Annotated in this window: 29 protein-coding genes; 10 read left to right on the plus strand and 19 right to left on the minus strand. The window is 64.8% G+C overall.

The features are described 5' to 3' along the window. Position 1: 1 nt before the first annotated feature. Positions 2-769 carry a nuclear transport factor 2 family protein gene (locus tag FHP89_RS15515; protein ID WP_222105413.1) on the minus strand — a complete coding sequence of 256 codons (768 nt, stop codon included), beginning with the start codon at positions 767-769 and terminating at the stop codon, positions 2-4. 220 nt (positions 770-989) lie between these two features. On the opposite strand from FHP89_RS15515, the gene FHP89_RS15520 reads away from it, so the two are divergent. After that, positions 990-1,892: an AraC family transcriptional regulator gene (locus tag FHP89_RS15520; protein ID WP_144174514.1), complete on the plus strand. Its 903-nt coding sequence runs from the start codon at positions 990-992 to the stop codon at positions 1,890-1,892. A gap of 21 nt (positions 1,893-1,913) precedes the next feature. On the opposite strand, the gene FHP89_RS15525 is transcribed toward FHP89_RS15520, so the two are convergent. The 4 genes from FHP89_RS15525 to FHP89_RS15540 all read right to left on the minus strand — a co-directional run bounded on the left by FHP89_RS15525 (position 1,914) and on the right by FHP89_RS15540 (position 6,708). Then, positions 1,914-3,104: a multidrug effflux MFS transporter gene (locus FHP89_RS15525; protein WP_144174521.1), complete on the minus strand. Its 1,191-nt coding sequence runs from the start codon at positions 3,102-3,104 to the stop codon at positions 1,914-1,916. Between the two features lie 66 nt (positions 3,105-3,170). After that, a complete protein-coding gene (locus FHP89_RS15530; protein ID WP_144174530.1) occupies positions 3,171-4,676 on the minus strand; it encodes a YifB family Mg chelatase-like AAA ATPase in 1,506 nt (501 codons plus the stop codon). A 56-nt stretch (positions 4,677-4,732) separates the two neighbouring features. Next, positions 4,733-5,743, minus strand: coding sequence for a tRNA dihydrouridine(20/20a) synthase DusA (gene dusA, locus FHP89_RS15535; RefSeq protein WP_144174538.1), 1,011 nt, complete (start codon positions 5,741-5,743; stop codon positions 4,733-4,735). Positions 5,744-5,772: 29 nt separating this feature from the next. After that, positions 5,773-6,708, minus strand: coding sequence for a LysR family transcriptional regulator (locus tag FHP89_RS15540; RefSeq protein ID WP_144174542.1), 936 nt, complete (start codon positions 6,706-6,708; stop codon positions 5,773-5,775). A gap of 127 nt (positions 6,709-6,835) precedes the next feature. Between FHP89_RS15540 and FHP89_RS15545 the strand changes: the two genes are divergently transcribed. The 4 genes from FHP89_RS15545 to FHP89_RS15560 are packed head-to-tail and all read left to right on the plus strand — an operon-like array spanning position 6,836 to position 9,409. Beyond that, positions 6,836-7,639, plus strand: coding sequence for a DODA-type extradiol aromatic ring-opening family dioxygenase (locus FHP89_RS15545; RefSeq protein ID WP_144174544.1), 804 nt, complete (start codon positions 6,836-6,838; stop codon positions 7,637-7,639). 17 nt (positions 7,640-7,656) lie between these two features. Next, the gene (locus FHP89_RS15550; protein ID WP_144174546.1) at positions 7,657-8,196 is read left to right on the plus strand and encodes a cytochrome b; all 540 of its coding nucleotides are present in this window, start codon (positions 7,657-7,659) and stop codon (positions 8,194-8,196) included. 25 nt (positions 8,197-8,221) lie between these two features. Beyond that, positions 8,222-8,800: a YceI family protein gene (locus tag FHP89_RS15555; protein WP_144174548.1), complete on the plus strand. Its 579-nt coding sequence runs from the start codon at positions 8,222-8,224 to the stop codon at positions 8,798-8,800. Between the two features lie 39 nt (positions 8,801-8,839). Continuing rightward, complete coding sequence (locus FHP89_RS15560) at positions 8,840-9,409, plus strand: YceI family protein (RefSeq protein ID WP_144174550.1); 570 nt, start codon at positions 8,840-8,842, stop codon at positions 9,407-9,409. Between the two features lie 68 nt (positions 9,410-9,477). Here the strand turns inward: FHP89_RS15560 and FHP89_RS15565 are convergent, their stop codons facing one another. Next, entirely contained in the window at positions 9,478-9,729 is a 252-nt protein-coding gene (locus FHP89_RS15565; RefSeq protein WP_144174552.1) for an accessory factor UbiK family protein, read from the minus strand. Between the two features lie 36 nt (positions 9,730-9,765). Here FHP89_RS15565 and FHP89_RS20995 point away from each other — a divergent pair, with 36 nt between their 5' ends. From FHP89_RS20995 to FHP89_RS15580, 4 genes are all read left to right on the plus strand, one after another. Beyond that, positions 9,766-9,927, plus strand: coding sequence for a hypothetical protein (locus FHP89_RS20995; protein WP_186300823.1), 162 nt, complete (start codon positions 9,766-9,768; stop codon positions 9,925-9,927). 72 nt (positions 9,928-9,999) lie between these two features. Then, positions 10,000-10,674 (plus strand): TorF family putative porin, encoded by a 675-nt coding sequence (locus tag FHP89_RS15570; RefSeq protein WP_144174557.1) that lies wholly within the window; start codon positions 10,000-10,002, stop codon positions 10,672-10,674. A gap of 57 nt (positions 10,675-10,731) precedes the next feature. After that, entirely contained in the window at positions 10,732-11,070 is a 339-nt protein-coding gene (locus tag FHP89_RS15575) for a P-II family nitrogen regulator (RefSeq protein ID WP_144174559.1), read from the plus strand. Between the two features lie 13 nt (positions 11,071-11,083). Beyond that, positions 11,084-12,391 (plus strand): ammonium transporter, encoded by a 1,308-nt coding sequence (locus FHP89_RS15580; RefSeq protein ID WP_144174561.1) that lies wholly within the window; start codon positions 11,084-11,086, stop codon positions 12,389-12,391. 97 nt (positions 12,392-12,488) lie between these two features. Here FHP89_RS15580 and purU read toward each other — a convergent pair whose 3' ends face one another. Genes purU through thrH form a run of 3 tightly spaced genes read right to left on the minus strand, consistent with a single transcriptional unit; the run spans position 12,489 to position 14,420 of the window. After that, entirely contained in the window at positions 12,489-13,364 is an 876-nt protein-coding gene (gene purU / locus FHP89_RS15585; protein ID WP_144174563.1) for a formyltetrahydrofolate deformylase, read from the minus strand. A 13-nt stretch (positions 13,365-13,377) separates the two neighbouring features. Then, positions 13,378-13,791 carry an oxidoreductase gene (locus FHP89_RS15590; protein ID WP_144174565.1) on the minus strand — a complete coding sequence of 138 codons (414 nt, stop codon included), beginning with the start codon at positions 13,789-13,791 and terminating at the stop codon, positions 13,378-13,380. Positions 13,792-13,805: 14 nt separating this feature from the next. Next, complete coding sequence (gene thrH, locus FHP89_RS15595; RefSeq protein ID WP_144174764.1) at positions 13,806-14,420, minus strand: bifunctional phosphoserine phosphatase/homoserine phosphotransferase ThrH; 615 nt, start codon at positions 14,418-14,420, stop codon at positions 13,806-13,808. 185 nt (positions 14,421-14,605) lie between these two features. Between thrH and FHP89_RS15600 the strand changes: the two genes are divergently transcribed. Continuing rightward, positions 14,606-14,923: a hypothetical protein gene (locus FHP89_RS15600; protein ID WP_144174568.1), complete on the plus strand. Its 318-nt coding sequence runs from the start codon at positions 14,606-14,608 to the stop codon at positions 14,921-14,923. Between the two features lie 50 nt (positions 14,924-14,973). On the opposite strand, the gene FHP89_RS15605 is transcribed toward FHP89_RS15600, so the two are convergent. From FHP89_RS15605 to FHP89_RS15650, 10 genes are all read right to left on the minus strand, one after another. Beyond that, positions 14,974-15,909 carry an AEC family transporter gene (locus tag FHP89_RS15605; RefSeq protein WP_144174570.1) on the minus strand — a complete coding sequence of 312 codons (936 nt, stop codon included), beginning with the start codon at positions 15,907-15,909 and terminating at the stop codon, positions 14,974-14,976. Between the two features lie 88 nt (positions 15,910-15,997). Next, entirely contained in the window at positions 15,998-16,873 is an 876-nt protein-coding gene (locus FHP89_RS15610) for a LysR family transcriptional regulator (protein ID WP_144174572.1), read from the minus strand. Positions 16,874-16,892: 19 nt separating this feature from the next. Further along, a complete protein-coding gene (metW, locus tag FHP89_RS15615; protein WP_144174574.1) occupies positions 16,893-17,483 on the minus strand; it encodes a methionine biosynthesis protein MetW in 591 nt (196 codons plus the stop codon). Continuing rightward, the gene (gene metX / locus FHP89_RS15620) at positions 17,476-18,615 is read right to left on the minus strand and encodes a homoserine O-succinyltransferase MetX (RefSeq protein ID WP_144174576.1); all 1,140 of its coding nucleotides are present in this window, start codon (positions 18,613-18,615) and stop codon (positions 17,476-17,478) included. The genes metW and metX overlap by 8 nt, the downstream gene beginning before the upstream one ends. Positions 18,616-18,775: 160 nt before the next feature. Next, positions 18,776-20,509 carry a phosphoenolpyruvate--protein phosphotransferase gene (gene ptsP, locus FHP89_RS15625; protein ID WP_144174578.1) on the minus strand — a complete coding sequence of 578 codons (1,734 nt, stop codon included), beginning with the start codon at positions 20,507-20,509 and terminating at the stop codon, positions 18,776-18,778. Between the two features lie 92 nt (positions 20,510-20,601). After that, positions 20,602-20,871, minus strand: a complete 270-nt coding sequence (locus FHP89_RS15630) for an HPr family phosphocarrier protein (RefSeq protein WP_144174580.1) — start codon at positions 20,869-20,871, stop codon at positions 20,602-20,604. A gap of 11 nt (positions 20,872-20,882) precedes the next feature. After that, the gene (locus tag FHP89_RS15635) at positions 20,883-21,281 is read right to left on the minus strand and encodes a PTS sugar transporter subunit IIA (RefSeq protein WP_144174582.1); all 399 of its coding nucleotides are present in this window, start codon (positions 21,279-21,281) and stop codon (positions 20,883-20,885) included. A gap of 63 nt (positions 21,282-21,344) precedes the next feature. Then, positions 21,345-22,373, minus strand: coding sequence for an FAD:protein FMN transferase (locus tag FHP89_RS15640; RefSeq protein ID WP_144174584.1), 1,029 nt, complete (start codon positions 22,371-22,373; stop codon positions 21,345-21,347). A 52-nt stretch (positions 22,374-22,425) separates the two neighbouring features. Then, positions 22,426-23,469, minus strand: a complete 1,044-nt coding sequence (locus FHP89_RS15645; RefSeq protein WP_144174586.1) for a M48 family metallopeptidase — start codon at positions 23,467-23,469, stop codon at positions 22,426-22,428. Between the two features lie 2 nt (positions 23,470-23,471). Continuing rightward, on the minus strand, positions 23,472-24,566 hold the full coding sequence (locus FHP89_RS15650; protein ID WP_144174588.1) for a YjgN family protein: 1,095 nt from the start codon (positions 24,564-24,566) through the stop codon (positions 23,472-23,474). Positions 24,567-24,617: the final 51 nt, after the last annotated feature.

A 24,617-nucleotide genomic window follows, 5' to 3' on the forward strand; every position in this document is an offset into this window, starting at 1 on the left:
CTCAGAACTTGCCGTTGTCGTTCTTCCATTCAGCGCGAGCCGGAATGGTTTCAATCGTGTCCCAGTGCTCGGCGATCACGCCGTTTTCGACGCGGAACAGGTCGTAGAACGAGGTCGGCTTGCCACCGAAGCTGCCTTCGCTGACCGCCAGCACGAAGTTGCCCTCGCCCAGCACTTTGTGGATGCGATCGTATTTCATGATGATGCCCTGCTCGGCCATGGCCTTCAGCGCGCCGCCGAGCCCCGACAGGCCATCGGGCACTTGCGGGTTGTGCTGAATATACGCATCCCCGGCAAAGTAGCCGCTCAGTTTGTCCATACGGCCGTTCACCAGCACATCCTCAACAAACGCACGCACCAGCGTCTTGTTGGACGCGGTCTTCTCACGATCGACGATCTCGGTCGCACCGTCGATCATGCTGTGGCCGCTGGGGTTGGCGGTGGCAGGCTTCTCCTGCAGGTTGTCCCAGTGCTCGACGATCTTGCCGTCTTCGAAGCGGAAGATGTCGAAACCAATCTTGGGCCCGAAGAAGTTGTAGTCGGTGTGCGTAAACACGTAGTCACCGTCCTGGAAGGCACGCACCGTGTTGACCCGGGCGCTGCCGGCGAGCAACTGGTGCAGCACGGCGCCGAAACCGACCAGCCCGTCCGCCACGGCGAGATTGTGCTGAATGTACTTGTTCGGGTTGATATAGGCCACCGGCGCAGCATCACCGGTTTCAATGCTCTTCAGCAGTTCGCGCACTTGCGCGACGGGTTGATGTGACATTTTCATCTCCTTTTCGTGGGTCGTGGCGCCAGCGCTGGCCATCGTTGAGGCAGCGGCAATAGCGGAGAATACGAGGGGTGCAAACAGGTTTTTCACGGGGCTCTCCAGAACATTTGTTGAGATCGCGGACGCAAGCGCCATGGACAAATCTTAGGCGCGCACACCGTGAATGACCCGGTAGAATGCTGCGAATGAATGGTGAAAAACGGACACATCACGAATGACCAAGCCGAGGCAAGGCAGCGACGAGCTGAAGCGCATTGGCTACCAGCCGCCCGACCGCTACCGGCTGGATCTCGAGGTGATGTCAATGTCGGAGCTGCGGCAACGGGTCGTCGAGGAGGACGAACGCCTGGCGCATCGCATCGACTTTCACGTCCTGATCCTGGTCAGTCAGGGGCACTGCGTTCACACCGTCGACTTCACCCCGATCCCCTGCCGCCCCGGTGCCTTGCTGGCGCTACGTCCGGCGCAAGCACAGCGCTTCGATTTTTCGAGTGACTGGGAGGGCTGGGTCACGATCTTCCGCCCGGAGTTCCTGTTGCCAGTGCACAGCACGGCATCGGTCGACGACCTGCAGATGGTCAGCGGTCTGGAATCGCTGCCCGAGCATCAGCTGCTCGCTGAGAAGGACCGCCAGGCGGTCATCCACGCCTTGGCGCAGATGCATGAGGACACGCGACTCGACGCCCCCACCAAAGACGTGAACAGGTTGCTGAGGCACCAACTGTCGGCCCTGCTGACGCGACTGCACCTGATCCATGGCCGGCAAAGCAGCCCGTCGGGCCAGGCCTCGCCGAACCTTCAGCGCTTCAAACGCTTCAAGCAGCGGCTGGAAAAGGACTTTGCCCGCCAGCATCAGGTCGCTGGCTACGCGCGTCAGTTGGGTTGTTCGGAAAAAAGCCTGAGCCGGGCGACGCTCGACGTGGCTGGCGTGACGGCAAAGACTTACATCGCCGCGCGGATCAATCTCGAAGCCAAACGCCTGCTGGCCCACACCGCCTTGCCGATCGCCCAGATCGCCGATCGCATCGGCTTCGATGAACCGACCAATTTCGTGAAGTTCTTCAAGCGCGAAGTCGGCTGCTCACCCGGCGAATTCAGACGCCAGAATCTCGCGTAGCCTGGCGCGCGGCCAAGGCGCTCACCGTGACTCGGCCATCCGGAAAAACACCGCCCCCGCCGCCGCGGCGCCGAGCACCAGATACGTCACCATGCCCAGACTCAGGGTCTGAACGCTCCCCCACAGCAGGGGCGCGGTCACCGCCGCGGTCAGCGCATTGACGGCCATCTGCATGAAGCTCTGGCAGCTTGAGGCCAGGCCACGGCGCAGCGGGAACAGGTCCAGCGCCATCAGGGTCAGGTTCGGCATGGTCAGCGACATGCCCAAGGTGTAGAGCGCGATCGGCGCGACCGACTGCGGCAGGCCGGGCGTCATCGCCGTCGACACCACGACATTGGCCAGCGCCGACGCGCCCATGACCGCATAGCCGATGCTCACGCTGCGCTTGGGCGACCAGTGCCCGGCGACCCGGCCCGACAGCCAGGAGCCGACCAGCAAGCCGCCCATGGCCGGCACGAACAGCCAGGCAAAGGCTTGCGGCGAGCGGCCGAGATGGTCGACCAGAAAGGTCGGCGCCGACAGCACGTAGATGAAGAAACCGTTGAAGTTCAGCGCCAGCGCGCCGGTCAGCAGCAAGAAGGCCGGCTTGCGCAGCACCTGGCCATAGGCCCGCGCGAGATCCCCCAGATGGAGGGGCTGGCGCTTGTCGGGGGGCAGGGTTTCGGGCAAGACGCGGTGGCAGACCACGGTCATTACCAGCCCGTACAGCGCCAGAAAGGCGAAAATCGCGCGCCAGTCGGCGAAGACCAGAATCCAGCCGCCGATGATCGGCGCCACCGCCGGTGCCACCGCGAACATCATCACCACATGCGACATCAGGCGCTGCGCGTCGGGGCCGTCGAGCACATCGCGCACAATCGCGCGGCCGATCACCATGCCGGCACCGGCGCTCATGCCCTGCAGGGCGCGCCCGACCCACATCCATTCGATCGTCGGGGCCACGGTACACAGCACCGAGGCCAGGGTGAACATGGCCATCGCCACCACCAGCACCCGGCGCCGGCCGAAGCCGTCGGACAGCGCGCCATGCCATAACACCATGACGGCGAACATCACCATGTACAGCGTGAGCGTCTGCTGCACGGCATAGCGCGTCGTGCCCAGGTCGGTTTCCATGGCATGGAAGGCCGGCAGGTAGGTGTCGATCGAGAACGGGCCGATCGCGGCCAGCGCCGCCAGGATAATGGCCAGTTGCGTGTAGGAGCGGTGCATTCCGGGTCGCTAAAGAAAATGGCGACCGGCCAAAAGGCGCGATCGCGGAGCGCCTCAGTGTACTGCTTATCGCGCCGAGGCGCCGAGCCCGCGGCGGTACTGGATGGCCTCGGCCACATGCGGCGCGGCGACACCCTCCGCCCCGGCCAGATCGGCAATCGTGCGCGCCACGCGCAGGATGCGGTCATGGCTGCGCGCCGACAGACCGAGCGATTCGACCGCGCGCGCCAGCACCTGACGCCCGCGATCATCCGGCCGGCAATGCCGCACCACGCCAGCGGCATCGAGCGCGGCGTTGTTGCCACCCTGCCGCGCCTGCTGACGTTGGCGCGCGGCGAGCACCCGGGCGAGCACGGTGGCGCTGTCCTCGCCGGGCTCCGCGCGTTCGAGTTCGGCGGCGTTCAGCGCGCCCACTTCGAGCGTCAGATCGATACGATCGAGCAGGGGGCCGGAGAGCTTGCCACGGTAGCGCGCGACCTGGTCCGGCGTGCATCGGCAACGTCCACGCGCGTCGCCCAGGTACCCACACGGGCAAGGATTCATCGCCGCAACGAGCTGAAAGCGCGCCGGAAACCGCGCCCGACGCCGTGCCCGCGCCACCTCGACATGCCCGCTTTCCAGCGGCTCGCGCAGAGCTTCGAGCACGCGGCGGTCGAACTCCGGCAACTCGTCCAGAAACAGCACGCCGTGATGCGCCATGCTGATCTCGCCGGGCCCCGGAATCGCCCCGCCCCCGACGATGGCCGGCGCGGAGGCTGAGTGATGCGGCGCACGGAAAGTCCGCCGCCCCCAACTGGCCGGATCAAAATGCCCGGCCAAAGACTGCACCGCCGCCGCCTCCAGCGCCGCCGCTTCATCCAGCGGCGGCAAAATGCCGGCCAGCCGCTGGGCAAGCATGGACTTGCCGGTGCCAGGCGGCCCGTACATCAAGAGCGAATGCGACCCAGCCGCGGCCACCTCCAGCGCCCGGCGCGCTTCGAGCTGGCCTTTGACATCGGCGAGATCGGGCGGGGCGGGCAGGGGCGCCGAATCGGACGGTGGCGGCGCATCGGGCAACAACGTCTGGCCATTGAGATGCGCGCACACGGCGAGCAGGCTGTCGGCCGGGCGCACCGACACATCGCGCACCCGCGCGGCTTCTTGTGCGCTGGCGGTGGGCAAAATCAGCGTCCGCCCGGCGGCGCGGGTTTGCAGCGCCATGGCCAGCGCGCCACGAATCGGACGCAACTCGCCCGACAGCGACAGCTCGCCGGCAAACTCATGACTGGCGAGCGTCGCCGCGTTGAGCTGACCCGAAGCGGCGAGAATGCCGACCGCAATCGGCAGGTCGAAGCGCCCGCCCTCCTTGGGCAGATCGGCCGGCGCCAGGTTGACGGTGATGCGTCGCTGGGGGAATTCAAAGTTGCCGGTTTGCAGCGCGGCGCGCACCCGCTCGCGCGCCTCGCGCACTTCGGTGTCGGGCAGCCCGACCAGATTGAAGGCGGGCAGGCCGTTGGCGAGGTGCACTTCGACGACAACCGGCGGGGCGTCCATGCCATCGAGGGCACGGGTATGAACAAGGGCGAGTGACATGGGGCCCGAGTGTAGCGGGCCCGCGATGCGATTGGAATATGCCGTGTCAATGCCGCTCAGGCGGCGTGGCGTTGCTCCACCGCATTGGCCGCGTCGATCAACAGGCGCGGGTCATTGGCGCGCAGCCGATTCGGGTCAGACAGCATGCGTCGCCACTGCCGCGCGCCGGGCATGCCGTGATAGAGGCCGAGCACATGGCGGGTCATGGTCTTGAGCGGCACGCCCTCGGCAATCTGCGCGGCCATGAAGCTGACCATCGCGTCGACTACCGCCAGCCGCGTGGGCATGGCCTCGGTGTCGCCCCAGCCGCGCGCGTCGGCCTCGGCCAGCAACCAGGGGTTGTGATAGGCCTCGCGGCCGACCATCACGCCATCCACCGCCGGCCATTGCGCGGCAATGGTGTCCCAGTCGGTGAAGCCACCATTGATGAGAATCTCCAGCGCGGGGAAGTCGCGCTTGAGCTGATGCACGTAGTGGTACCTGAGCGGCGGGATGTCGCGGTTCTCTTTGGGCGACAGGCCTTTGAGGATCGCGTTACGCGCATGCACGATGAACACCGTGCAGCCGCTCGCCGCGTGTACCTGGCCGACAAAATCGCGCAGATAACTGTAGTCCTCAACGCTGTCGATGCCGATGCGGTGTTTGACGGTCACGGCGCGGTCGGTGACGTCCTGCATGGCCTTGAGGCAATCGGCGACCAGATCGGGCTCGGCCATCAGGCAGGCGCCGAAGGCACCGGACTGCACCCGCTCGGACGGACAGCCGACGTTGAGGTTGATCTCGTCGTAGCCCCACTCGGTCGCCAACCGGGCGCAGCGCGCCAGATCCGCCGGATCGCTACCTCCGAGCTGCAGCGCCAGCGGGTGTTCGCAGTCGTCGAAGCGCAGAAAGCGACCGGGGTCGCGACCGTGGATCAGCGCGCCGGTGGTCACCATCTCGGTATACAGCCAGGTGCGCCGGGTGATCTGCCGCGCAAAGTAGCGGTAGAAGCGGTCGGTCCAGTCGAGCATGGGCGCGATGGCCAGACGGCGCGGCGGCAGGGCGGCGGGGGAAGGCAGCACGGACATGGGGATGGCGGCGGTAGGGGGCGCCAATTCTACCACCGGCCCTGCGCCGCCACGCCACCTCCGGCCGGTCGGTGCCAGGGCGAGGCGGCGAAGGCCTCGACCAGAAAATCGACCAGCACCCGCACCTTGACCGACAGGTGTCGGCGCGAGGGATAGACCACATAGACGCCGATCTCGGGCAGGCGGCACTCGGGCAGCACCTCGACCAGCCGCCCCTCGGCGAGGTCGTCGCCGACCAGAAAATCGGGCTGCAGCACGACACCCTGGTGCGCCAGCGCCACCGCGCGGCAGGTGTCACCATTGTTGGTGCGCATGCGTGGCGTAGTCTGCACTTCCTGAGGACCGTCGGGGGTGTCGAACCGCCAGGTGTCACCACCGGGCGCATAGCTGTAAGCGATCACCGCGTGGTCGGCCAGCTCGGCCACCTGTGTCGGTGTGCCATGCGCGGCGAGGTACTCGGGCGTGGCGGTGGCAATCACCCGGGTCGCGGCGAGGCGCCGGTACACCAGGGTGGAGTCCTGCATGCGGCTGATGCGGATCACCGCGTCGTAGCCCTCCTCGACCACATCAATGAGCCGGTCGGCCAGGTCGACATCCAGCGACACATCCGGATAACGCGCCATGAACGGCCCCCACAAAGGCGCCAGATGCAGCACGCCGAAGGACAGCGGCGCATTGATGCGCAGACTGCCGACCGGATGCCCGGTGACCTCGCCGACCGCGCTCTCGGCCTCTGCAAGCTCGTCGAGGATCTGCTTGCAGCGACCGTAGTAGGCGCGCCCGGCCTCGGTGATCGACAGCCGGCGCGTCGTGCGCTGGAGCAGGCGCGCGCCGAGCCGGGCTTCCAGGTCGATCACGCTGCGCGAGACCGCCGCCTTCGACAGGCGCAACAGATCGGCCGCGCCGACAAAACTGCCAGCCTCGACCACGGCCACGAAACACTGCATTTCACGAAATCGGTCCATGCCCCCATTGTCACGTTTTTGTCGACAATCAATCAAGCACTGCGCTGTTTATCCGGAATCGCTAGCCCAATATGATGCATCTCAACGCGGGCCCCACCCGCAGTGACCTAACGCACAGGAGTTCATGATGTCTCTCCCCGCCCTCTTCATCTCGCACGGATCGCCGATGTTCGCGGTCGAGCCCGGCCGCCTCGGCCCGGCGCTGGGCGCGATCGGGCGGTCGTTGCCGCGGCCGCGCGCCGTGGTGGTGGTATCGCCGCACTGGATGCGCCCGACGCTGGAAGTCGCCAGCGGCGCCACCCGCGAGACGGTGCACGACTTCGGCGGCTTCCCCCGCGCGCTGTATGCGCTGGACTACCCGGCGCCGGGGGCCCCCGAGGTGGCCGACAAGGTAATCGCCGAGCTGGCGCGCCACGGCCTGCACGCCCGCCGCAACGACAGCCGCGGCCGCGACCACGGTGTGTGGGTGCCGCTGAGGCACCTGTATCCGGCGGCCGATGTGCCGGTCATCCAGATCTCGCAGCCCTCGGCCCCGTCGCCCCTGGCGCTGCTCGAACTGGGGCAGGCCCTGGCGCCCCTGCGCGAAGCGGGCGTCCTGCTGATCGGCTCTGGCAGTCTGACCCACAATCTACGCGACTATTTTGTTGACACCCCCGCGGAACCTTATGCCGCCGAGTTTGCCCATTGGGTGTGGGCGCACCTGCAGGCCGGCGATCTGGATGCGCTGCTGAACTACCGCGAACACGCCCCGCATGCCGTGCGCGCACACCCCACAGACGAACACTTTCTGCCGCTGTTTTTCGCCATCGGCGCGGCCGGTTGCGACTGGCGACAGGCCCGCCGGCTCGATGGCGGCGTGCTTGCCGGCGAGTTGAGCATGGACAGCTTTGTGTTTTCCGCACCCTCCCTCACCCCAGCCATCGCGGCCTGAGCGCCGACGGACCCACCATGACACCACGCTACACTTCCACCGCCATCGCCCTGCACTGGCTCATTGCGCTGGGGATCCTCGCCAGCTTCAGCCTTGGCCTCTACATGACCGACCTGTCACTGTCGCCGACCAAGCTCAAGCTCTACTCATGGCACAAATGGGCCGGCGTGACGCTGTTTGCGCTGATCGTCTTCCGCCTCGGCTGGCGGCTCACCCACCCCGCCCCGGCGCTGCCCGACACCATGCCGCCGGCGCTGCGTCTGGCCGCCAGTGCCGCCCACTGGGTGCTGTATGCCCTGATGCTCGCCATCCCGCTGTCAGGCTGGCTGATGAGTTCGGCCAAGGGCTTTCAGACCGTGTGGTTCGGCGTGCTGCCGCTGCCCGATCTGCTGGCCAAGGACGCCGCACTGGGCGACACACTCAAAGACGTGCACGAAGCACTGAACTTCACCCTGCTCGCCATGGTCGGCCTGCACGTCGCCGCCGCGCTCAAGCACCATTTCATTGACCGGGACACCGTGCTCACCCGCATGCTGCCCCGCTTCCGGCAATCCTGATTCGGCACGACCGAAGGAGACTTTGATGACCCACACCGCTTTGACCCGCTCAACCCTCGCTGCCGCACTGGCACTCGGCCTGGCCGGCCCCGCACAGGCCATCGAGTACGGCACGCTCGACACCACGGCAAGCAAAGTCGGCTTTCGCTACACCCAGATGGGCGTGACGCTCGACGGCCAGTTCAAGCAGTTCTCGGCACAACTGCGCTTCGACCCGGCTCGCCCCGAGGCCGCCTCGACGACCTTCGAAGTACCGCTGGCCGGCATCGACACCGGCTCGCCGGAGGGCGACGACGAGGTCAAGGCCAAGACCTGGTTCGACACCGCCAATCACCCGGTGGCACGCTTTGTCTCCTCAGCCGTCAAGCCCCTGGGCAACAACCGCTTCGAGGTCACCGGCGAGCTCAGCATCAAGGGCAAGACCCGGCCGGTAAGCTTTCCGGTCACCTACACCCCGGGCGCACCGACCGCCACGTTCGAGGGCGCGCTGCCGCTGCGCCGGGGCGACTTCGCCATCGGCGAGGGCGACTGGGCCAGCTTTGACATCGTCGCCAACAACGTCGACGTGGTCTTCCATCTCATCGCCAAGCCACTGGCGCAATAGATTTCCCCCAACCCCAAACCCCACTCACGGAGTTCCATCATGAAAAAAACCCTGCTCACCGCCGCCCTCGCCACGCTCATCGCCGCACCGGCCTTCGCCGAGCCGGTGGTCTACACCGTCGAAGGCACGCACACCTACCCGCGCTTCTCGTACAGCCACTTCGGCCTGTCGAAGCAGATCTCGCGCTTCAACAAGACCACCGGCACGGTCACGCTGGACGCCGCCGCCCGCAGCGCCTCGGTCGACATGACCATCGACACCACCTCGGTCGACACCGGCTACGACACCTTTGACGGCCACATCCAGGGTGCAGATTTCCTCGACACGGCCAATCACCCGACCGCCACCTTCAAGTCCACCAAAGTGAATTTCGACGGCGACACGCCGACCACCATCGAAGGCAATCTGACCCTCAAGGGCGTGACCCGCCCGGTGACCCTGACCGTGACCTCGTTCAAGACCATGGCCCACCCCATGCTCAAGAAACCTGCCATCGGCGCCAACGCCACCACGGTGATCAAGCGCAGCGAGTTCAACGCTGGCAAGTACGCCCCCAATGTCAGCGACGAAGTCACGCTGGACATCGCAATCGAAGCGGTGCAGATGTAATCTCAGAAACATCCGGACAACAAAAAGCGGCCCCTTTCGGGGCCGCTTTTTGTTGTGTGCTGACCGAATCAGCCGGCGGTCTTCTTCGCCAATTCAGCCTCCAGTGTCGCCACGCGCGCCTCCAGTGCTGCCAGCTGCACGCTGGTCCGTTCCAGCAAGGCGCATTGCACATCAAATTCTTCACGTGTCACGAGATCGAGCCGGGCAAAGGCGCTGGCGGCCAGCGCGCGCACGTTTTTCTCGATGTCCTTGACCGGCGAGTTGGCGGCGGCTTCGGCGAATTTTCCGGCGAGTTGGTCAAGCAACTGGGGTGGGTTCATTGCGGCGTCCTGAGGTCAAAGGCGAAAACGCCGATATTGTCGCGCGAATCCGCCCGCGATGCACTCATCCCCCGTGGCAACAAACACCCAAAAGGCACCATGCCGGTGCGCACCAAGTTGGTGCGCCATTGTGGTGCATTGGATTTTCTCGGTGCGCTGCGTCGCAACATGTCGAATGCGATCATCACAAGTGATTGATTTTAAATCACAAAAAAACTGGCACAGTTCCTGCCATAGGGTCATCACCCAACTGACCCGGAGCTTTCCATCATGCTTAAACGTTCCCTCTGTACCGCCGTCGCACTCGCCAGCCTGACTGGTGCAGCCTTCGCCGAAGACAGCCCGATTTCGGCCAACGTCGGCTTCGTCTCCGACTATCAGTACCGTGGTTTTTCCCAGACCAAGGAAAACATGGCGATTCAGGGCGGACTCGACTACGCCCATGCCAGCGGTTTCTATGTGGGTGTGTGGGGTTCCAACGTTGATTGGCTCGACACCGGCAGCCTGGAAGTCGACGTCTATGGTGGCTTCAAGAACACCCTCGGCGATTTCGGCTACGACGTCGGCCTGCTGCAATACGTCTATCCGGGCGGCAAGATCGGCGGTGAAAGCGCCGACACGACCGAAGCTTATGTCGGGGTGAGCTGGAAGTTCCTGAGCTTCAAATACTCCTACGCCTTCACCGACCTGTTCGGCGCAACCGACTCCGACGGCAGCCAGTACTTCGACCTGTCGGCCAGCCAGGAGGTCGGTGGCGGCTTTACCCTCGGCGCCCATGTCGGCCGCCAGCAGATCGAAAACGGCACCAGCTACAACGACTGGAAGGTCGGTGTGAGCAAGGACTACGCCGGCTTCAGCTTTGGCCTCAACTATGTCGACACTGATGTGGACAACGACGACAACGCCGACGCGCGCGTGATCCTCTCCGTCTCCAAGTCCTTCTAAACCCGTCGCCGGGCGGGGCCGTTGTCCGGCCCGGCGGACTCACCACAGGGAACTGTCATGAAATATCTCGTCGCCATCATCAAGCCCTTCAAGCTGGACGAAGTGCGCGAAGCGCTCTCCGCCATCGGCGTGCAAGGCATCACCGTGACCGAAGTCAAAGGCTTCGGTCGTCAGAAAGGCCACACCGAGCTGTATCGCGGCGCGGAATACGTGGTCGATTTTCTGCCCAAAGTGAAGATCGAAGCGGCCATCTCCGCGACCTTGCTGGACCAGGCCATTGAAGCCATCGAGAAAGCCGGCAACACCGGCAAGATCGGTGACGGCAAGATCTTTGTGTTCGATCTGGCTCAGGCCATCCGCATCCGCACCGGTGAGACCGGTAACGACGCCCTGTAAGGAGACCTCATACATGAAAGCCATCCTATCTCTCATGCTGGCGGCACTGGTCGGTCTGGCGGCCCCCGCCCACGCCCAGGACGCCGCGGTGATCGTCGACAAGGGCGACGTGGCCTGGTTGATGACCGCCACCTTGCTGGTCGTCTTCATGGCCGTGCCCGGCCTGGCGCTGTTCTACGGCGGCATGGTCCGCGCCAAGAACATGCTCTCCGTGCTGATGCAAGTCATGGTCGTGTTCAGCCTCGGCGTCGTGCTGTGGGCACTCTACGGCTACAGCGTGGCCTTTACCGAAGCCAGCCCCTTTGTCGGCGGCTTCAGCAAAGTCTTCCTGTCGGGCGTGACCATCGACACCCTGGCCGATACCTTCACTGACAACGTGAAGCTGCCGGAGCTGGTCTTCGTCGCCTTCCAGGCCACCTTCGCCGGGATCACCTGCGCGCTGGTCGTCGGCTCCTTTGCCGAGCGGATCAAGTTCTCTGCCGTATTGCTGTTCACGGTGATCTGGTTCTCGTTCAGCTACCTGCCGATCTGCCACATGGTGTGGGGCCCGGGCGGTTACCTGCTCGGTGACGGCGCGCTCGACTTCGCCGGCGGTACCGTGGTGCACATCAACGCCGGTGTGGCCGGTCTGGTGGGTTCCTACCTGGTGGGCAAGCGGATCGGCTACGGCCGTGAAGCCATGGCACCGCACTCGCTGACCATGACCATGATCGGTGCGTCGATGCTGTGGGTGGGCTGGTTCGGTTTCAACGCCGGCTCCAACCTGGAAGCCACCTCGGGCGCGGCACTGGCCTTCATCAACACCCTGGCCGCCACGGCCGCTGCGACCCTCTCCTGGATCGCCGGTGAAGCCATCTTCAAGGGCAAGCCCTCGATGCTGGGTGCAGCGTCCGGTGCGGTTGCCGGCCTGGTTGCCATCACCCCGGCCTGCGGTTCGGTCGGCCCGATGGGCGCCATCGTGATCGGTCTGCTCTCTGGCCTGATCTGCCTGTGGGGCGTCAATGGCCTCAAGCGCATGCTCGGTGCGGACGACTCGCTCGACGTGTTCGGTGTGCACGGTGTCGGTGGCATCCTGGGTGCCATCCTGACCGGCGTGTTCACCGCCCCGTCGCTGGGCGGCACGGGTGGCGAGGACTTCTCGATCGCCAGCCAGACCTGGATCCAGACCTATAGCGTGCTGGTCACCATCGGCTGGTCGGGCGTGGTCTCGCTGGTCGCCTTCAAGCTGGTCGATATGCTGGTCGGCCTGCGTGTGGCCGAAGACGAAGAGCGCGAAGGCCTCGACATCGCGGCGCACGGCGAATCGGCTTACAAGTTCTGATCGCCTGAAACCTCCGGCGCCGACCTTGGCGCCGGACACAAAAAACCGGCACGACCCACTGGGCGTGCCGGCTTTTTTGTGTGTGACCGGCGCGCGCTTAGCGGAACACGACGGTCTTGCGACCGTGCACCAGCACCCGGTCTTCCAGGTGATAGCGCAGGCCACGGGCCAGCACGGTTTTTTCGATGTCGCGGCCGTAGCGCACCATGTCTTCGACCGCATCGGAGTGGTCGATGCGAATCACGTCCTGCTCGATGATGGGGCCCTGGTCGAGGTCGGCGGTCACATAGTGGCAGGTAGCGCCGATCAGCTTGACGCCTTTTTCGTAGGCCTGGTGATAGGGCTTGGCGCCCACGAAGCTGGGCAGGAAGCTGTGGTGAATGTTGAGAATGCGCCCCGGATAAGCGGCGCACAGCTCAGGCGACAGGATCTGCATGTAGCGCGCCAGCACCATGGTGTCGCCGTGCACTTCTTCAAACAGGCGCTGCACCTCGGCATAGGCCGCGGCCTTGTTGTCCGGCGTGACCGGCACATGGTGAAAACTGATGCCATGCCACTCGACGAAGCCGCGCAGGTCATTGTGGTTGGAGATGACACAGGGGATTTCGACGTCCAGCTCCTTGCTCTTCCAGCGGGCGAGCAGGTCGTAGAGGCAGTGCTCCTGCTTGGACACCAGCAGCACCAGCCGCTTCTTGACCGCCGAGTCGGTGATCTTCCAGCTCAGCTCCAGCTCGCCAGCGAGCGGTGCAAAACGCTCGCGGAACTCGCTGAGCATGAAGGGCAGCGAATCGGCGCGGATCTCGATGCGCATGAAATAGCGCCCCACCGATTCACCGACACCGGGCGGCTCAGCGTGCAGCGCGGTTTCGAGAATCCAGCCCTGATGCTCGGCGATGAAGGTCGAGACCCGTGCAACGATGCCGACACGGTCGGGGCAGGAGGCGGAGAGGGTATAGAAGCGTTGTCGGTGCATGAGATTCGCAATATCAGGTGGGGGGCCGGAAGCGCTGCAGCACGTCGCTGGGTTCGCCGCGCATGACTTTGCGCAGCTCGTGACGCGCCGCATCGGGCGCCAGGCCTCGGTCGGTCAGGTAGCTCAGCAACTCGCCGAAGCGGGCGCGACGCTGTTCGCCGGCCTCGGTGTCGTCTCGGCGATCACTGAAGAAGTCCATCATGGTCGAGCCGCAGGCGCAGTTGCGAAATGCTTCGACGATGGTCGCGCCATCGTCATCTTCACTACGCTTGAGCCCGCTGGCGTTGGGCGAGATCGGTAAGGTTTCGCTCAGATAGGCCGCTTCGTCCTGATAGACATGACCGCAATTGGCGCAGCGCTTGGGAAACGCCGACGCGGCCAGCGCCTTGAGCCCGGCCAGCAATTCGGCATCCCAGGCGGCGCTCATGGCTGACGCCCGGTTCAGATCCCGATACGTGCGCTGGCCGAGAGAATTTCGCTCATCAGCGCATCGTAGTCGCGGACCACCGGATACTGCGGGAACTCGCGGATCACGTTGTCCGGCGGGCAGAACAGAATGCCGGCATTGGCCTCGCCGAGCATGGTGGTGTCGTTGTAGGAGTCACCCGCGGCGATGGTCTTGAAGTTCAGCTCCTTGAACCGGCGCACCGCCTCCTGCTTCTGGTTGGGCATGCGCAGGTGGTAGTTCACCAGGAAGCCATTGGCGTCGGCTTCGAGCCGGTGGCAGAACAAGGTCGGCCGGCCGAGCTGGTCCATCATCGGCTTGGCAAAATCATAGAAGGTGTCGGACAGGATCACGACCTGGAAGGTGTCGCGCAAGGCATCCAGAAAATCCTTGGCGCCGGGCATCGGCCCCATGTCGGCAATGACGGCCTGGATGTCGGGCAGACCGAGCTTGTGCTCGCGCAGGATGTCGAGCCGGTAACGCATCAACACGTCGTAATCGGGCTCGTCACGGGTGGTGCGACGCAGCGCATCGATACCGGTACGGGCGGCGAACTCGACCCAGATTTCGGGGATCAGCACACCTTCGAGGTCAAGACAGACGATCTGCACGGCAAAGCCCTTGTCAGTAGTGGACAACCGGCGCATTTTAGCAGGCCAATCCCACGCCAAGTGTGGTGTTTTTGCCGGGAATCAAAGCGCAGCTGGCATACGGTGTCGTACGGTGGCTTGATCCTGCGGAGGGGAGCGGCCACAATGCAGGCAATTCAAAACAAAACATTTAGAGGAGAACCGCCATGTCACAGCAAGTGCTCGTCTCGTTCGGCCCGTCACAAGAGTACGAAATCGTCGTTCACCCCGCCGACCTCGAGGGTATGGACAAAAGCACCGCCCGCGCCTGGTTTGCGCAGGAATTCGAAGATCTGGAGTGCACCCCGAGCAACCCGATGGGCAAAGTGCTGGTGCTGGACATGATCCTCAACGTCGCCAAATACGGCGGCGAAGCCCGCTTTAAGGAAGGCGGCGAGTGGGCGAAGAAGTTCGGCGCGGCCGTTGCCGTGTCGCTGGGCCGCCCGGTGATGAAGGTTGACGTCAAGCTTTTCTCGGTCGGCTGAGCCTATCCGCGCCCCGCATATTAACCCCGGCTTCTGCCGGGGTTTGTCGTTTACCGGAGGCTGCCGAGCATTGGCAGAATCATCGCCAGCGTGAGCGGCAATGTAAGGAAGGCGATCAGGGTCTGCCCGGTGATGATCGACGCCATGGCGGGGGCGTTCCCGCCCAGCTGGCGCGCCAGCACATAGGCCGACGGCGCGGTCGGCACCGCCATGAAGATCACCACCACCACGGCGGTCAGCCCCTCCAGCCCGAGCACATGACCAATCAACAGTGCCGCCGCAGGTTTGATCAGGAACTGGATCACCGAGGTGAAAGCGACCAGACGCAGACTACCGCCGACGGCCTCCAGATGCAGGGCGGCACCAACGGCCAGCAGCGCCATGGGCAGCGCGGTCTTGCCAAGCATCATCAGCTGGCCCTCAAGCACCTTTTGCAACCCGATACCACTGAGGTTCAGGCCGAGCCCGACCACGCAGCCCAGAATCAGCGGATTGCGCAGCAACTGCCCCGGCAATCGCCGCCAGCCGCCGTTGGCCGGGTTGGTGAGCGAAAACACGGAGACGCACAGGATATTCACCGAGATCACGATCACCACCGTCGCCAGGGCGCCGATCATCAGGCCTTCATCGCCGAACAGGTTGTCCACCAGCGCGAGGGCGACAAAACTGTTGAAACGCACACCGCCCTGAAATACGGACGTGAAGGACGGCAGGTCGATCGGCCGGTAGAAGCGCTGCCAGGCAATGATGAGCGCGCTGCACAGCAGCAACACCAGCACCAGCGTGGCGAAGATCTCGCCCCAGGCCAGCCCGTCGAGCGGGCGGTTGGCCAGCGACACCACCAACAGAGCGGGCGCAAACAAATAGTAGGTCAGCTTTTCCAGCCCGCTCCAGACGCCCTCGCCGACACCGAAACGGTGGCGGGCCAGATAACCAATCAGTACGGTCAGCGTAATGGGGATGAGGGCTTCGACGGCGGGGGGCATGCATGACTCCTGAAACGAATGCACGAAGCCTACGCCGCAAAATACCGCTTGAAAATTTATATTTTCACGCCGATTTATTCATTTTTATTTATGTATTTCCTAGGCCAAAGGCAGCGAGCAGCACACTCACCAGCGCCTTGCGTCCATGCGAGGCCCGCTGGTAGAGACCGACATTGCGCTGGAGCACCGGCTCGCCAAAAGGCACCAGACAGAAGCGCGCCGCCAGCGCGGCCGCCTTGTCGCGCCCGAGCGCCATCACCGTCACACCCAAGCCTTGTTCGACCATCATCAGGGCGGCTTGAAGCGAGTCGAGCTCCATCATTTCGTTTGGCGCAATGCCTCGCCGCCGCAGTTCGTTGTCGATCATGCTGCCGGCCCAGGCTCGCGGGTCGAGGCGTATGAACGGATGCTGAGCAAGCAGCTCGGCGTCGCTCGCGGGCGGGATGTCGCGTGGAGCGATGACGTAAAAGGGTTCGCGTTCGAGCGTGCTCCACTCGAAATCCACCGGCACCGTTTGCATGGGCTCGGTGATGATCGCGGCGTCGAGCAGGCCGCGCTCGACGCGCTCGGCCAAGTCGATCGACATGCCATGAAAGACCTTGATCTTGAGCTCGGGGTAGCGCGCACGAAGCTGCGCCAGCACCGGGCCGAGCGGCCCGGTCTGGATGCTGAAGATCGCCCCCAGCAGTAACTCACCCCGAAACTGGCCGGCCGCACCGAGGCCTTCGTCGAGCTGTGCGTAAAGCGCGACGATGCGCTGCGCCCGCTCGAGGACGATACGCCCGTCGTGATTGAGTACCTGTTTACGACCGACGCGGTCGAACAGGCGAACCTGCAGATGTTCCTCAAGCTGACGGATCTGCGTGCTGACCGCCGCCTGCGTCAGCCCAAGCCGCTCACCGGCGGCGGCAAAGCTGCCGGTCTGTTCGATCGCGACCAGGGTGCGCAGCGCGCGGAAGGACATGCTGGCGACAACCGCCTTGTCAGTGCTCGCGGCCGAGCCGGAACAAGCCCACGCTGGCCAGGAAGTTGGGCTCTTCGCGCACGCGCACGCCCTCGTCGAACCCGATTGCGTCGCGGATGACGATGCCATTCATTTCGCACAGGTGCTCGAAATCGGCGATGGTGAAGAAGCGCACGTTGGGCGTGTTGTACCACTGGTGGGGCAGGTTCTCGGAGACCGGCATGTGGCCGTTGAGAATCGCCTGCCGGTGGCGCCAGTAAGCAAAGTTCGGGAAGCTCACCACCGCCTCGTGGCCGACCCGCAGCATCTCGGTGAGGATGCCGATGGTGTTGTGGATGGCCTGCAGCGAGAAGCTCATCACCACGTGGTCGAAGAAGCCGTCTTCAAAACCGGCCAGGCCGCGCTCGAGGTCGATCTGCAACACGTTGATACCGTTGCGGATGCTGGCTTTGACGTTGTCCGGGTCGGCCTCGACGCCGTAGCCGAGCACGCCGCGGGTATCGGCCAGATGGCGCAGCAGGCTGCCGTCGCCGCAGCCCAGATCGAGCACGGTTTCGCCCTCGCCGATCCACTCGGCAATGGCCTGAAAATCGTAGCGGAGCTTAGACATGGGCGGTCACCTTGATGCGGTCGAAATAGGCCGACAACACGCCGTGGTAGATCGCGTCGTTGAGCAGAAAGGAGTCATGGCCGGCGGCCGAGTCGATCTCGGCATAGCTCACGCTGCGCCGGTTGTGCAGCAGCGCCTGGACGATGTCATGGCTGCGCTCGGGCGGAAAGCGCCAGTCGGTGGAAAAGGACACCACCAGAAAATCGGCCTGCGCGCGTGACAGCGCGGCGGGCAGATTGCCACCGTACTCAAAAGCCGGGTCGAAATAGTCGAGCGCCTTGGTGGTCAGCAGATAGGTGTTGGCGTCGAAGTAGCCCGCAAACTTCTTGCCCTGATAGCGCAGGTAAGACTCGATCTCGAACTCGGCTTCGTAGCTGAACACCTGCTTGCCGTGACGCAGGCTGCGGCCGAATTTCTCGGCCATCGCGTCGTCCGACAGATAAGTGATGTGCCCGACCATGCGCGCCAGGCGCAGGCCGCGCTCGGGCACCACGCCATGGGCGGTGTAGTCACCGTCGTGGTAATCCGGGTCAGTCAGAATGGCCTGACGGGCCACTTCGTTGAAGGCGATGTTCTCGGCCGACAGCTTGGGCGCGGCGGCGATCACGGCGGCATTGGCGACACGGTTCGGATACTGCAGCGTCCACGACAAGGCCTGCATGCCGCCCAGCGAACCGCCGACCACAGCGGCGAACTGCTGGATGCCGAGCACGTCGGCGAGGCGGGCCTGCGAGGCCACCCAGTCTTCCACGGTCACGAAGGGAAAGTTCGCGCCATACGACGTCCCGGTGGCGGGGTCGATGGAGGTGGGACCGGTGCTGCCGTAGCAGCCGCCGAGATTGTTCACCCCGATCACGAAGAATTTGCGCGTATCGAGCGGCTTGCCGGGGCCAACGAGGTTGTCCCACCAGCCAATGTTGTCGGGCGCATCGGCGTAATAGCCGGCCACATGGTGGGAGCCGGACAGCGCGTGACACACCAGCACCGCATTGCTGCGATCGGCGTTCAGCTCGCCGTAGGTCTCGTAGACCAGTTCGTATTCTTCGAGGCGCCCGCCGCTCTTGAGCAGGAGCGGCTCGGTAAAGCGCTGGGTGCGCGGTGCGACGACACCGACGGATTGAGGCTGCGTCATGGTGATCCTGAAAACAAAAAACCCGGTCGGCCGTGAGGCGCAAACCAGGTTGCCCTCGCTTTAGCCGAACTTATTGAGCGCCCGCAAGCTGATCGTCAAATCGGCGCTATGAGCCTGAAAGTTAGCGCTCGGCCGGAAAAAAGTCAAACCGTGGGCGCACTTAGCTGCGCAAGCGCTCGACCGCCTCATGCACGCGTTCTTGCTCGTCCATCTTGAGAATGCGCTGCACTTTGGGCGCCAGGTCGACCAGATCGGCGCGCAGGATTTCCTGTTTGACGCTGAGCATCTGGGTCGCCTGCATCGAAAACTGACGCAGCCCCATGCCGAGCAGCAAGCGGGTGTAGGCCACGTCACCGGCCATCTCGCCGCACACCGACACCGGCACGCCATAGCGCAGGCCGGTCTGGATGGTGCCGCCGATGAGCTTGAGCACCGCCGGATGCAGCGGGTCATACAGATGGGCCACGGCCTCATCGGTGCGGTCGATCGCCAGCGCGTACTGGATCAGGTCATTGGTGCCGATCGACAGAAACTGCAGGCGGCGGATGAACATGCCCAGCGACAGCGCCGCGGCAGGCACCTCGATCATGCCGCCGACTTCCACCCGCGGGTCGAACTTCTGCTTGCGCTCGATCAGTTGCACCTTGGCCTGGGCGATCAGCGCCAGCGACTGGTCCATTTCATGGGCGTGCGCCAGCATCGGCAGCAGGATCTTGAGCTTGCCGTAGTGCGAGGCGCGCAGCAGCGCGCGCAACTGGGTGAGGAAGACCTTGGGCTCGGACAGCGAATAGCGGATCGCCCGCATGCCCAGCGCAGGGTTGGCTTCGGTCGAGCGCTTGCCGATGCTGTCGAGCGCCTTGTCGGCGCCGACATCCAGCGTCCGGATGGTGACCGGTGCGTCGCCCATCTTCTTGAGCACACGACGATAGGCCTCGAACTGCTCGTCTTCGTCGGGCAGGGCGTCGCGGCTGAGAAACAGGAATTCGGTGCGGAACAGCCCCACCCCGTCGGCACCCACCGCCTTCGCCGCCAGCGCATCCTTGGGCAATTCGATGTTGGCCAGCAGCTTGACCTCTTCGCCGTCCAGCGTGGTGGCGCGGGTGTCCTTGAGCCGCTGCAGCTTGGACTGCACCAGCGCCAGCTCGGTCTGGCGCAGGGTGTACTCTTCGACGATACGCTCGTCGGGGTCGATGATCACCACACCGCGGGTGCCATCGATGATGATCAGTTCGTTGTCGTGCACCAGATGGCGCACATTGTGCAGCGCCACCACGGCGGGAATGCCCTGGCTCCGCGCAACGATCGCGGTATGACTGGTCGGGCCGCCCACGTCGGTGACGAAGCCGGCGATGGCGTGGTCGCGGAAACCGATGGTGTCGGCCGGCGACAAGTCATGCGCCACCACGATGGTGGCCAGGTCGCTCTTGCGCTTCTTGGGCAGGCGGCCGGGATGGCCGAGCAAGACCTTGACCAGACGCTCGACCAACTGCACCACATCGGCCTTGCGCTCGCGCAAGTAGGCGTCTTCGATCTGGTCGAATTGCTCGACGAGCAACTCCATCTGCTGCACCAGCGCCCATTCGGCGTTGCAACGCCGAGCTTCGATCAGCTGGCGGGCCGCATCGATGAGCATGGGGTCATCGAGGAACATCAGGTGCAGATCGACCAGCGCCCCCACCTCGGCGTGACCCGGCTGCTGGTCGGCGGTGGTTTTCAGCTCACCGAGATCGGCGCGCACCATGTCGACCGCGGCGGCCAGGCGGGCGACCTCGTCGGCCAGTCGGCGCGGCGCCACCTGATAGTGGCTGACCTCCAGCAAGGCGTGCGACACCAGATGGACATGGCCAATGGCGATGCCCTGAGACACCGCAAGACCGTGCAGGGTGAAAGGCATGATCCCCCTTTTCGGGCAGGCCCCCGTGGGCCGTCGTACCCGCTCAACTCATTCCGTCAGAACCCGGCGCACCGGGCGCACTTCCCGCCCGGCTATTCGTCTTCGCCGAACCGGTCCTTGATCAAATCCAGCAGCGCCTGCATTGCCTCATCGGCTTGCTCGCCCTCGGTGTCGATGCAGATGGTCGCGCCCTGAGCGGCGGCCAGCATCATGACGCCCATGATGCTTTTGGCATTGACGCGGCGACCATTGCGCTCCAGCGAGACCTCGCAGGGGAAGCTGCTGGCGGTCTGGGTCAGCTTGGCCGAAGCCCGGGCATGCAGGCCCAGGCGGTTGATGATTTCCACGTCGGTACGGGGCATAAATCGTGTCTTCAGTCAGTTCGAATCGGATGGATGTGGAGCACCCCGTCACACGCGCCCGAGATCGCGCGCTTGACGGCCATCTCGAGGGAGTACTCCCGATAATTCAGTACCCGCAGCAACATCGGCAGATTGGCGCCGGCGATGGCTTCGACCTGTCCCGGCTTGACCAGCGACGTCGCCAGATTCGCCGGTGTGGCGCCATACAGATCGGTCAGAATCACCACGCCATCGCCCTGATCGAGCTTGCCGAGCATCTCTTTGGCCATCGGCCGCAGATCCCGCGGATCGTCCTGCGCCATCACCCCGAGCTGCAGCAACTGCGACGGGCGCCGGTTGAGCACATGACATACGCATTGAATCATGGCTTCGCCAAGATTTGCATGTGTGATGAGAAGAATACCGATCATCTGCGACCCACGCCCGAGGGTGAGCGGCCATTGTAGCCGAGCGCTGCACCGTCCGGGCGGCGCTCAGTCGACCACCTGATCGATCTCGATACCGCCGAAGGGCTTCATGCGGGCGCGCAGCGCACGCGTCACGGCGATGCGGCCGTCACCATCCACACGCAGCGCCATCTCGACGCCATAGCGATGCGCCATCTCGCGCCAGGCGTCACCGGCCAGAAACACCGGTTTGCTGGCCACATCGGACAACACCCCGGCGCCGGCTTGCGGCGACACCAGCACGGTCACCGCCTGCGTCCCCGAGGCGGGCTGGCCGCTGCGCGGGTCAATCAGATGGCTGAAGCGCCGGCCGTCGAGCTCAAAGTAGCGCTGGTAGTCGCCCGAGGTGCCGATGGCCTCGCCATCGTAGAGCGCCAGCACGGCGATCGGCTGCGGCGCACGCGGATGCTGGATGCCCACCTGCCAGGGGTGGTCGCCCTTGCGCCCCAGCGCCATCACGTTGCCACCGATATTGATCAACGCATTGTCGACGCCCTCGGCGCGCAAAATGGCGGCCGCGCGATCCAGCGCGTAGCCCTTGGCATAGCCGCCCAGATCGAACTGAACATCGGGGTTGTCACTGGCGACCCCGTCGGCGTCGAGGTGCACATCGGCCATGTTGGGCGCACTGCTGACCAGCGCCTGCAATGCCGCCGGATCCGGCCGGCGCGGGCTGAACTGGTCATCATGAAACCCCCACAAGGCCACCAGCTTGCCAAGTGCCGGGTTGAACAGCTGGTCGCCGGTGGCGGCCAGGGCTTTGGCATCGTTCAGCATCGTCGCCAGTTCGGCCGATACCTGCGCACGCTGACCGGCCGCCAGCATGCGGTTCAGCGCCGTCAGCTCGGAGGGTTTCCAGGCATGGAAGGCCTTGTGCAAGCGGTCGAACTCGCGCAGCACGGCGCCCATCGCCTGCTGCGCGCGCTCGGCATCATCGCCCCACACCAGCACTTCCACGCGGGTACCGAAGACAAAGGCTTCTTGCTGATGCACCGCGCTGCGGCTACAGCCGACCAACGTCACCGTCAGGCAAAGGAGGACAATCCTCAGGAACATGGTTGTGTCGTACGGCGTGAAAACGAGCCGCCGATTGTACCGGCATGGGCGCTCACCGGTTTGCCCCGGTCAAACGCTCGATGCGCTCGGTGGTGGCCGGGTGGGTGGACAGGTAGTCGCCCAAGCCGCCTCCCGCGGCCGCCGTCGCCGCCTCGCCCTCGGCCTGATGCGCGCGTTCAAGCCGTTTGAGCATGGTCGCCAGCAGCGCCGGCGAGCGCTCATGGCGACTCAGCAGATCGGCCCCAAAGGCATCGGCCTCGAATTCGAAATCGCGCGAGTAGGCCGAGCTGAGCACGACGGTCGCCCCGGCGGTGGCCAGCGAGCTGAAATCGCCGGTCCACACCCCGATCACCGCCGCCAGCACCGAGGCCTGGATGAGATTGCGCAGGCCGTGGCGGTGCGCCACATGGCCCAGTTCATGCGCCACCACCGCCGCCACATGCGCATCGGTGGGCGCCAGCGCCACCAGCGCATCGGTGACCACGATGTCGCCGCCGGGCAAGGCGAAGGCATTGGCCCCGATGGCCGGCGCCTTGCGAAAATGCAGGCGTACCGGGTCGGCGCTGCCTCGGCCCGCAATCAGCGGCGCGACCTCGATCTCGATGGCCGCGATACGACTCGATGGAAGCTCGGTCGGCGCCAACAGCCGGCTGCTGTCGAGCGTCTGCAACAACTGCACGTCGATCGCCTGCACCGCCGCCACCGGCAAGGCCTGCGCCACCGCGCGCGCCACCAGCGGCAGCCCCCAGCGATAGCCGGCGAGGCCGACCGCCAGAATCAATCCGATCGCCAGCGCCACACGCAGGCCACTGCGCTGCCACACGGTGATGCCCGACTCGCGGTGACCCAGCGCCTGGAGAAAGGCCGTCAGCGCGGCATCAGGCACCACCTCGCAATGCCGCCCGCCGGGCAGATCGACCCGCCGCGTCGCGGTGCCCAGGGGCTCGTGCCAGTGCAGCGATGCCGCGGCCAACGACTCGCGCGGTGCACTGCCGTCGAGCACCTCCAGGTCCACCCGGCCCGCCGACGCCGTGAGTCGCACCGGCACCGGCCGGCTGGTCTGACCGTCGAACAGGCGGGCGGCAATCGACGCCATGCTCAGAAGCCCAGATCGACGTCGAGCAGGTCGGCCGCCTCTTCGCCGATGACGCGTGCCTCCTCGGCCTGCACCGCCATGAATGCCGTCAGTGTGCCCGCCGGCAGCAGCGCCAGATGCGCGACCCGGTAACGCCACAGGCGCACCACGCCAAAGGGCCGGTACGCACCCAGGGTCAGCGCGGTCAGCAGCCAGTTGGTGAGCACGATCCACACATAGCGTCCAGCCACCATGTCACTGAAAAAACCATGGTTCTGCAGATTGGCCCGATTGAAACTGAGGTTGGCCATGCAGGCGCTGACATAGGGCGCAATCAGCGCAAAACCGACATACAGCGCCAGCATGGCGAGCATCAGATACAGGCCGAACACTTCACGCCCGCCGCCCTGTCCCATCGCGCCGCCGGCGAACAGGTCGAGCGGGCCACCGAGCACAAAACCGAGCGCGACCAGCACCGCCACATAGACCAGCGCCAGCAAGGCGACACGGCCAAAGATGCGATACACCGGGCCGACCGGCAGATCGATGTCGAACTGCGCCTGACCGAAGCGCAGGTGATTGAACAGGTAGCGCCGTTGATTGGCGAGCGCGAAAGGAAAAAGGATGCCGAGGCTCAACACCCCGGCGATCGGCCACAGCACCCAGGCCTTGGCGGCCTCCCAGGTGAGACCGTCAAAGGCAAACCGCAGGCCGCGCCAGCTGGTGTTGTGGGCACGAAAGCGCAGCGCGCGCGAGATCATCCACGGCAGCAGCACGGCAAACAGCACCATCACCACCAGGTTGAACAGGGGATTGAACTCGGCAGCGATGTTGAGCACCACGATCGCCGCCATCACCAGCAGCCGGCCTTTCAGGATCTTGACCGGGTCGGCGTGGTAGTCGAAGGCCGAGCCATCGAGCAGCGTGTTCCCCATGAAGTAGCGTTCGCGGCGCACCTTGGCCCAGGGGGAATACAGGCCCAGCGTGACAATGCTCAGCAGCAGATTGACGATCCAGATCTTGAAGTAGGCGCCGCCGCTACCGCTGAATTCAAAAGGCAGTTCGTCGGGATTGAGGGGCGGCACATCAAAGGCCGGCAGGGTCGCGGGTGCGTTCATGCTTTTTGCATCATGTCGATCGGGAGAGGGGCGACAGTAACACGGCCACCC

It is taken from the genome of Denitromonas ohlonensis (assembly GCF_007625205.1).
Taxonomy (GTDB): Bacteria; Pseudomonadota; Gammaproteobacteria; order Burkholderiales; family Rhodocyclaceae; genus Nitrogeniibacter; species Nitrogeniibacter ohlonensis.

Excerpts from the sequence above, each read along its gene's own strand:
- FHP89_RS15515 (WP_222105413.1), bottom strand. The coding sequence starts at position 769 with ATGTCACATCAACCCGTCGCGCAAGTGCGCGAACTGCTGAAGAGCATT.
- FHP89_RS15520 (WP_144174514.1), top strand. The coding sequence starts at position 990 with ATGACCAAGCCGAGGCAAGGCAGCGACGAGCTGAAGCGCATTGGCTAC.
- FHP89_RS15525 (WP_144174521.1), bottom strand. The coding sequence starts at position 3,104 with ATGCACCGCTCCTACACGCAACTGGCCATTATCCTGGCGGCGCTGGCC.
- FHP89_RS15530 (WP_144174530.1), bottom strand. The coding sequence starts at position 4,676 with ATGTCACTCGCCCTTGTTCATACCCGTGCCCTCGATGGCATGGACGCC.
- dusA (WP_144174538.1), bottom strand. The coding sequence starts at position 5,743 with ATGTCCGTGCTGCCTTCCCCCGCCGCCCTGCCGCCGCGCCGTCTGGCC.
- FHP89_RS15540 (WP_144174542.1), bottom strand. The coding sequence starts at position 6,708 with ATGGACCGATTTCGTGAAATGCAGTGTTTCGTGGCCGTGGTCGAGGCT.
- FHP89_RS15545 (WP_144174544.1), top strand. The coding sequence starts at position 6,836 with ATGTCTCTCCCCGCCCTCTTCATCTCGCACGGATCGCCGATGTTCGCG.
- FHP89_RS15550 (WP_144174546.1), top strand. The coding sequence starts at position 7,657 with ATGACACCACGCTACACTTCCACCGCCATCGCCCTGCACTGGCTCATT.
- FHP89_RS15555 (WP_144174548.1), top strand. The coding sequence starts at position 8,222 with ATGACCCACACCGCTTTGACCCGCTCAACCCTCGCTGCCGCACTGGCA.
- FHP89_RS15560 (WP_144174550.1), top strand. The coding sequence starts at position 8,840 with ATGAAAAAAACCCTGCTCACCGCCGCCCTCGCCACGCTCATCGCCGCA.
- FHP89_RS15565 (WP_144174552.1), bottom strand. The coding sequence starts at position 9,729 with ATGAACCCACCCCAGTTGCTTGACCAACTCGCCGGAAAATTCGCCGAA.
- FHP89_RS15570 (WP_144174557.1), top strand. The coding sequence starts at position 10,000 with ATGCTTAAACGTTCCCTCTGTACCGCCGTCGCACTCGCCAGCCTGACT.
- FHP89_RS15575 (WP_144174559.1), top strand. The coding sequence starts at position 10,732 with ATGAAATATCTCGTCGCCATCATCAAGCCCTTCAAGCTGGACGAAGTG.
- FHP89_RS15580 (WP_144174561.1), top strand. The coding sequence starts at position 11,084 with ATGAAAGCCATCCTATCTCTCATGCTGGCGGCACTGGTCGGTCTGGCG.
- purU (WP_144174563.1), bottom strand. The coding sequence starts at position 13,364 with ATGCACCGACAACGCTTCTATACCCTCTCCGCCTCCTGCCCCGACCGT.
- FHP89_RS15590 (WP_144174565.1), bottom strand. The coding sequence starts at position 13,791 with ATGAGCGCCGCCTGGGATGCCGAATTGCTGGCCGGGCTCAAGGCGCTG.
- FHP89_RS15600 (WP_144174568.1), top strand. The coding sequence starts at position 14,606 with ATGTCACAGCAAGTGCTCGTCTCGTTCGGCCCGTCACAAGAGTACGAA.
- FHP89_RS15605 (WP_144174570.1), bottom strand. The coding sequence starts at position 15,909 with ATGCCCCCCGCCGTCGAAGCCCTCATCCCCATTACGCTGACCGTACTG.
- FHP89_RS15610 (WP_144174572.1), bottom strand. The coding sequence starts at position 16,873 with ATGTCCTTCCGCGCGCTGCGCACCCTGGTCGCGATCGAACAGACCGGC.
- metW (WP_144174574.1), bottom strand. The coding sequence starts at position 17,483 with ATGTCTAAGCTCCGCTACGATTTTCAGGCCATTGCCGAGTGGATCGGC.
- metX (WP_144174576.1), bottom strand. The coding sequence starts at position 18,615 with ATGACGCAGCCTCAATCCGTCGGTGTCGTCGCACCGCGCACCCAGCGC.
- ptsP (WP_144174578.1), bottom strand. The coding sequence starts at position 20,509 with ATGCCTTTCACCCTGCACGGTCTTGCGGTGTCTCAGGGCATCGCCATT.
- FHP89_RS15630 (WP_144174580.1), bottom strand. The coding sequence starts at position 20,871 with ATGCCCCGTACCGACGTGGAAATCATCAACCGCCTGGGCCTGCATGCC.
- FHP89_RS15635 (WP_144174582.1), bottom strand. The coding sequence starts at position 21,281 with ATGATCGGTATTCTTCTCATCACACATGCAAATCTTGGCGAAGCCATG.
- FHP89_RS15640 (WP_144174584.1), bottom strand. The coding sequence starts at position 22,373 with ATGTTCCTGAGGATTGTCCTCCTTTGCCTGACGGTGACGTTGGTCGGC.
- FHP89_RS15645 (WP_144174586.1), bottom strand. The coding sequence starts at position 23,469 with ATGGCGTCGATTGCCGCCCGCCTGTTCGACGGTCAGACCAGCCGGCCG.
- FHP89_RS15650 (WP_144174588.1), bottom strand. The coding sequence starts at position 24,566 with ATGAACGCACCCGCGACCCTGCCGGCCTTTGATGTGCCGCCCCTCAAT.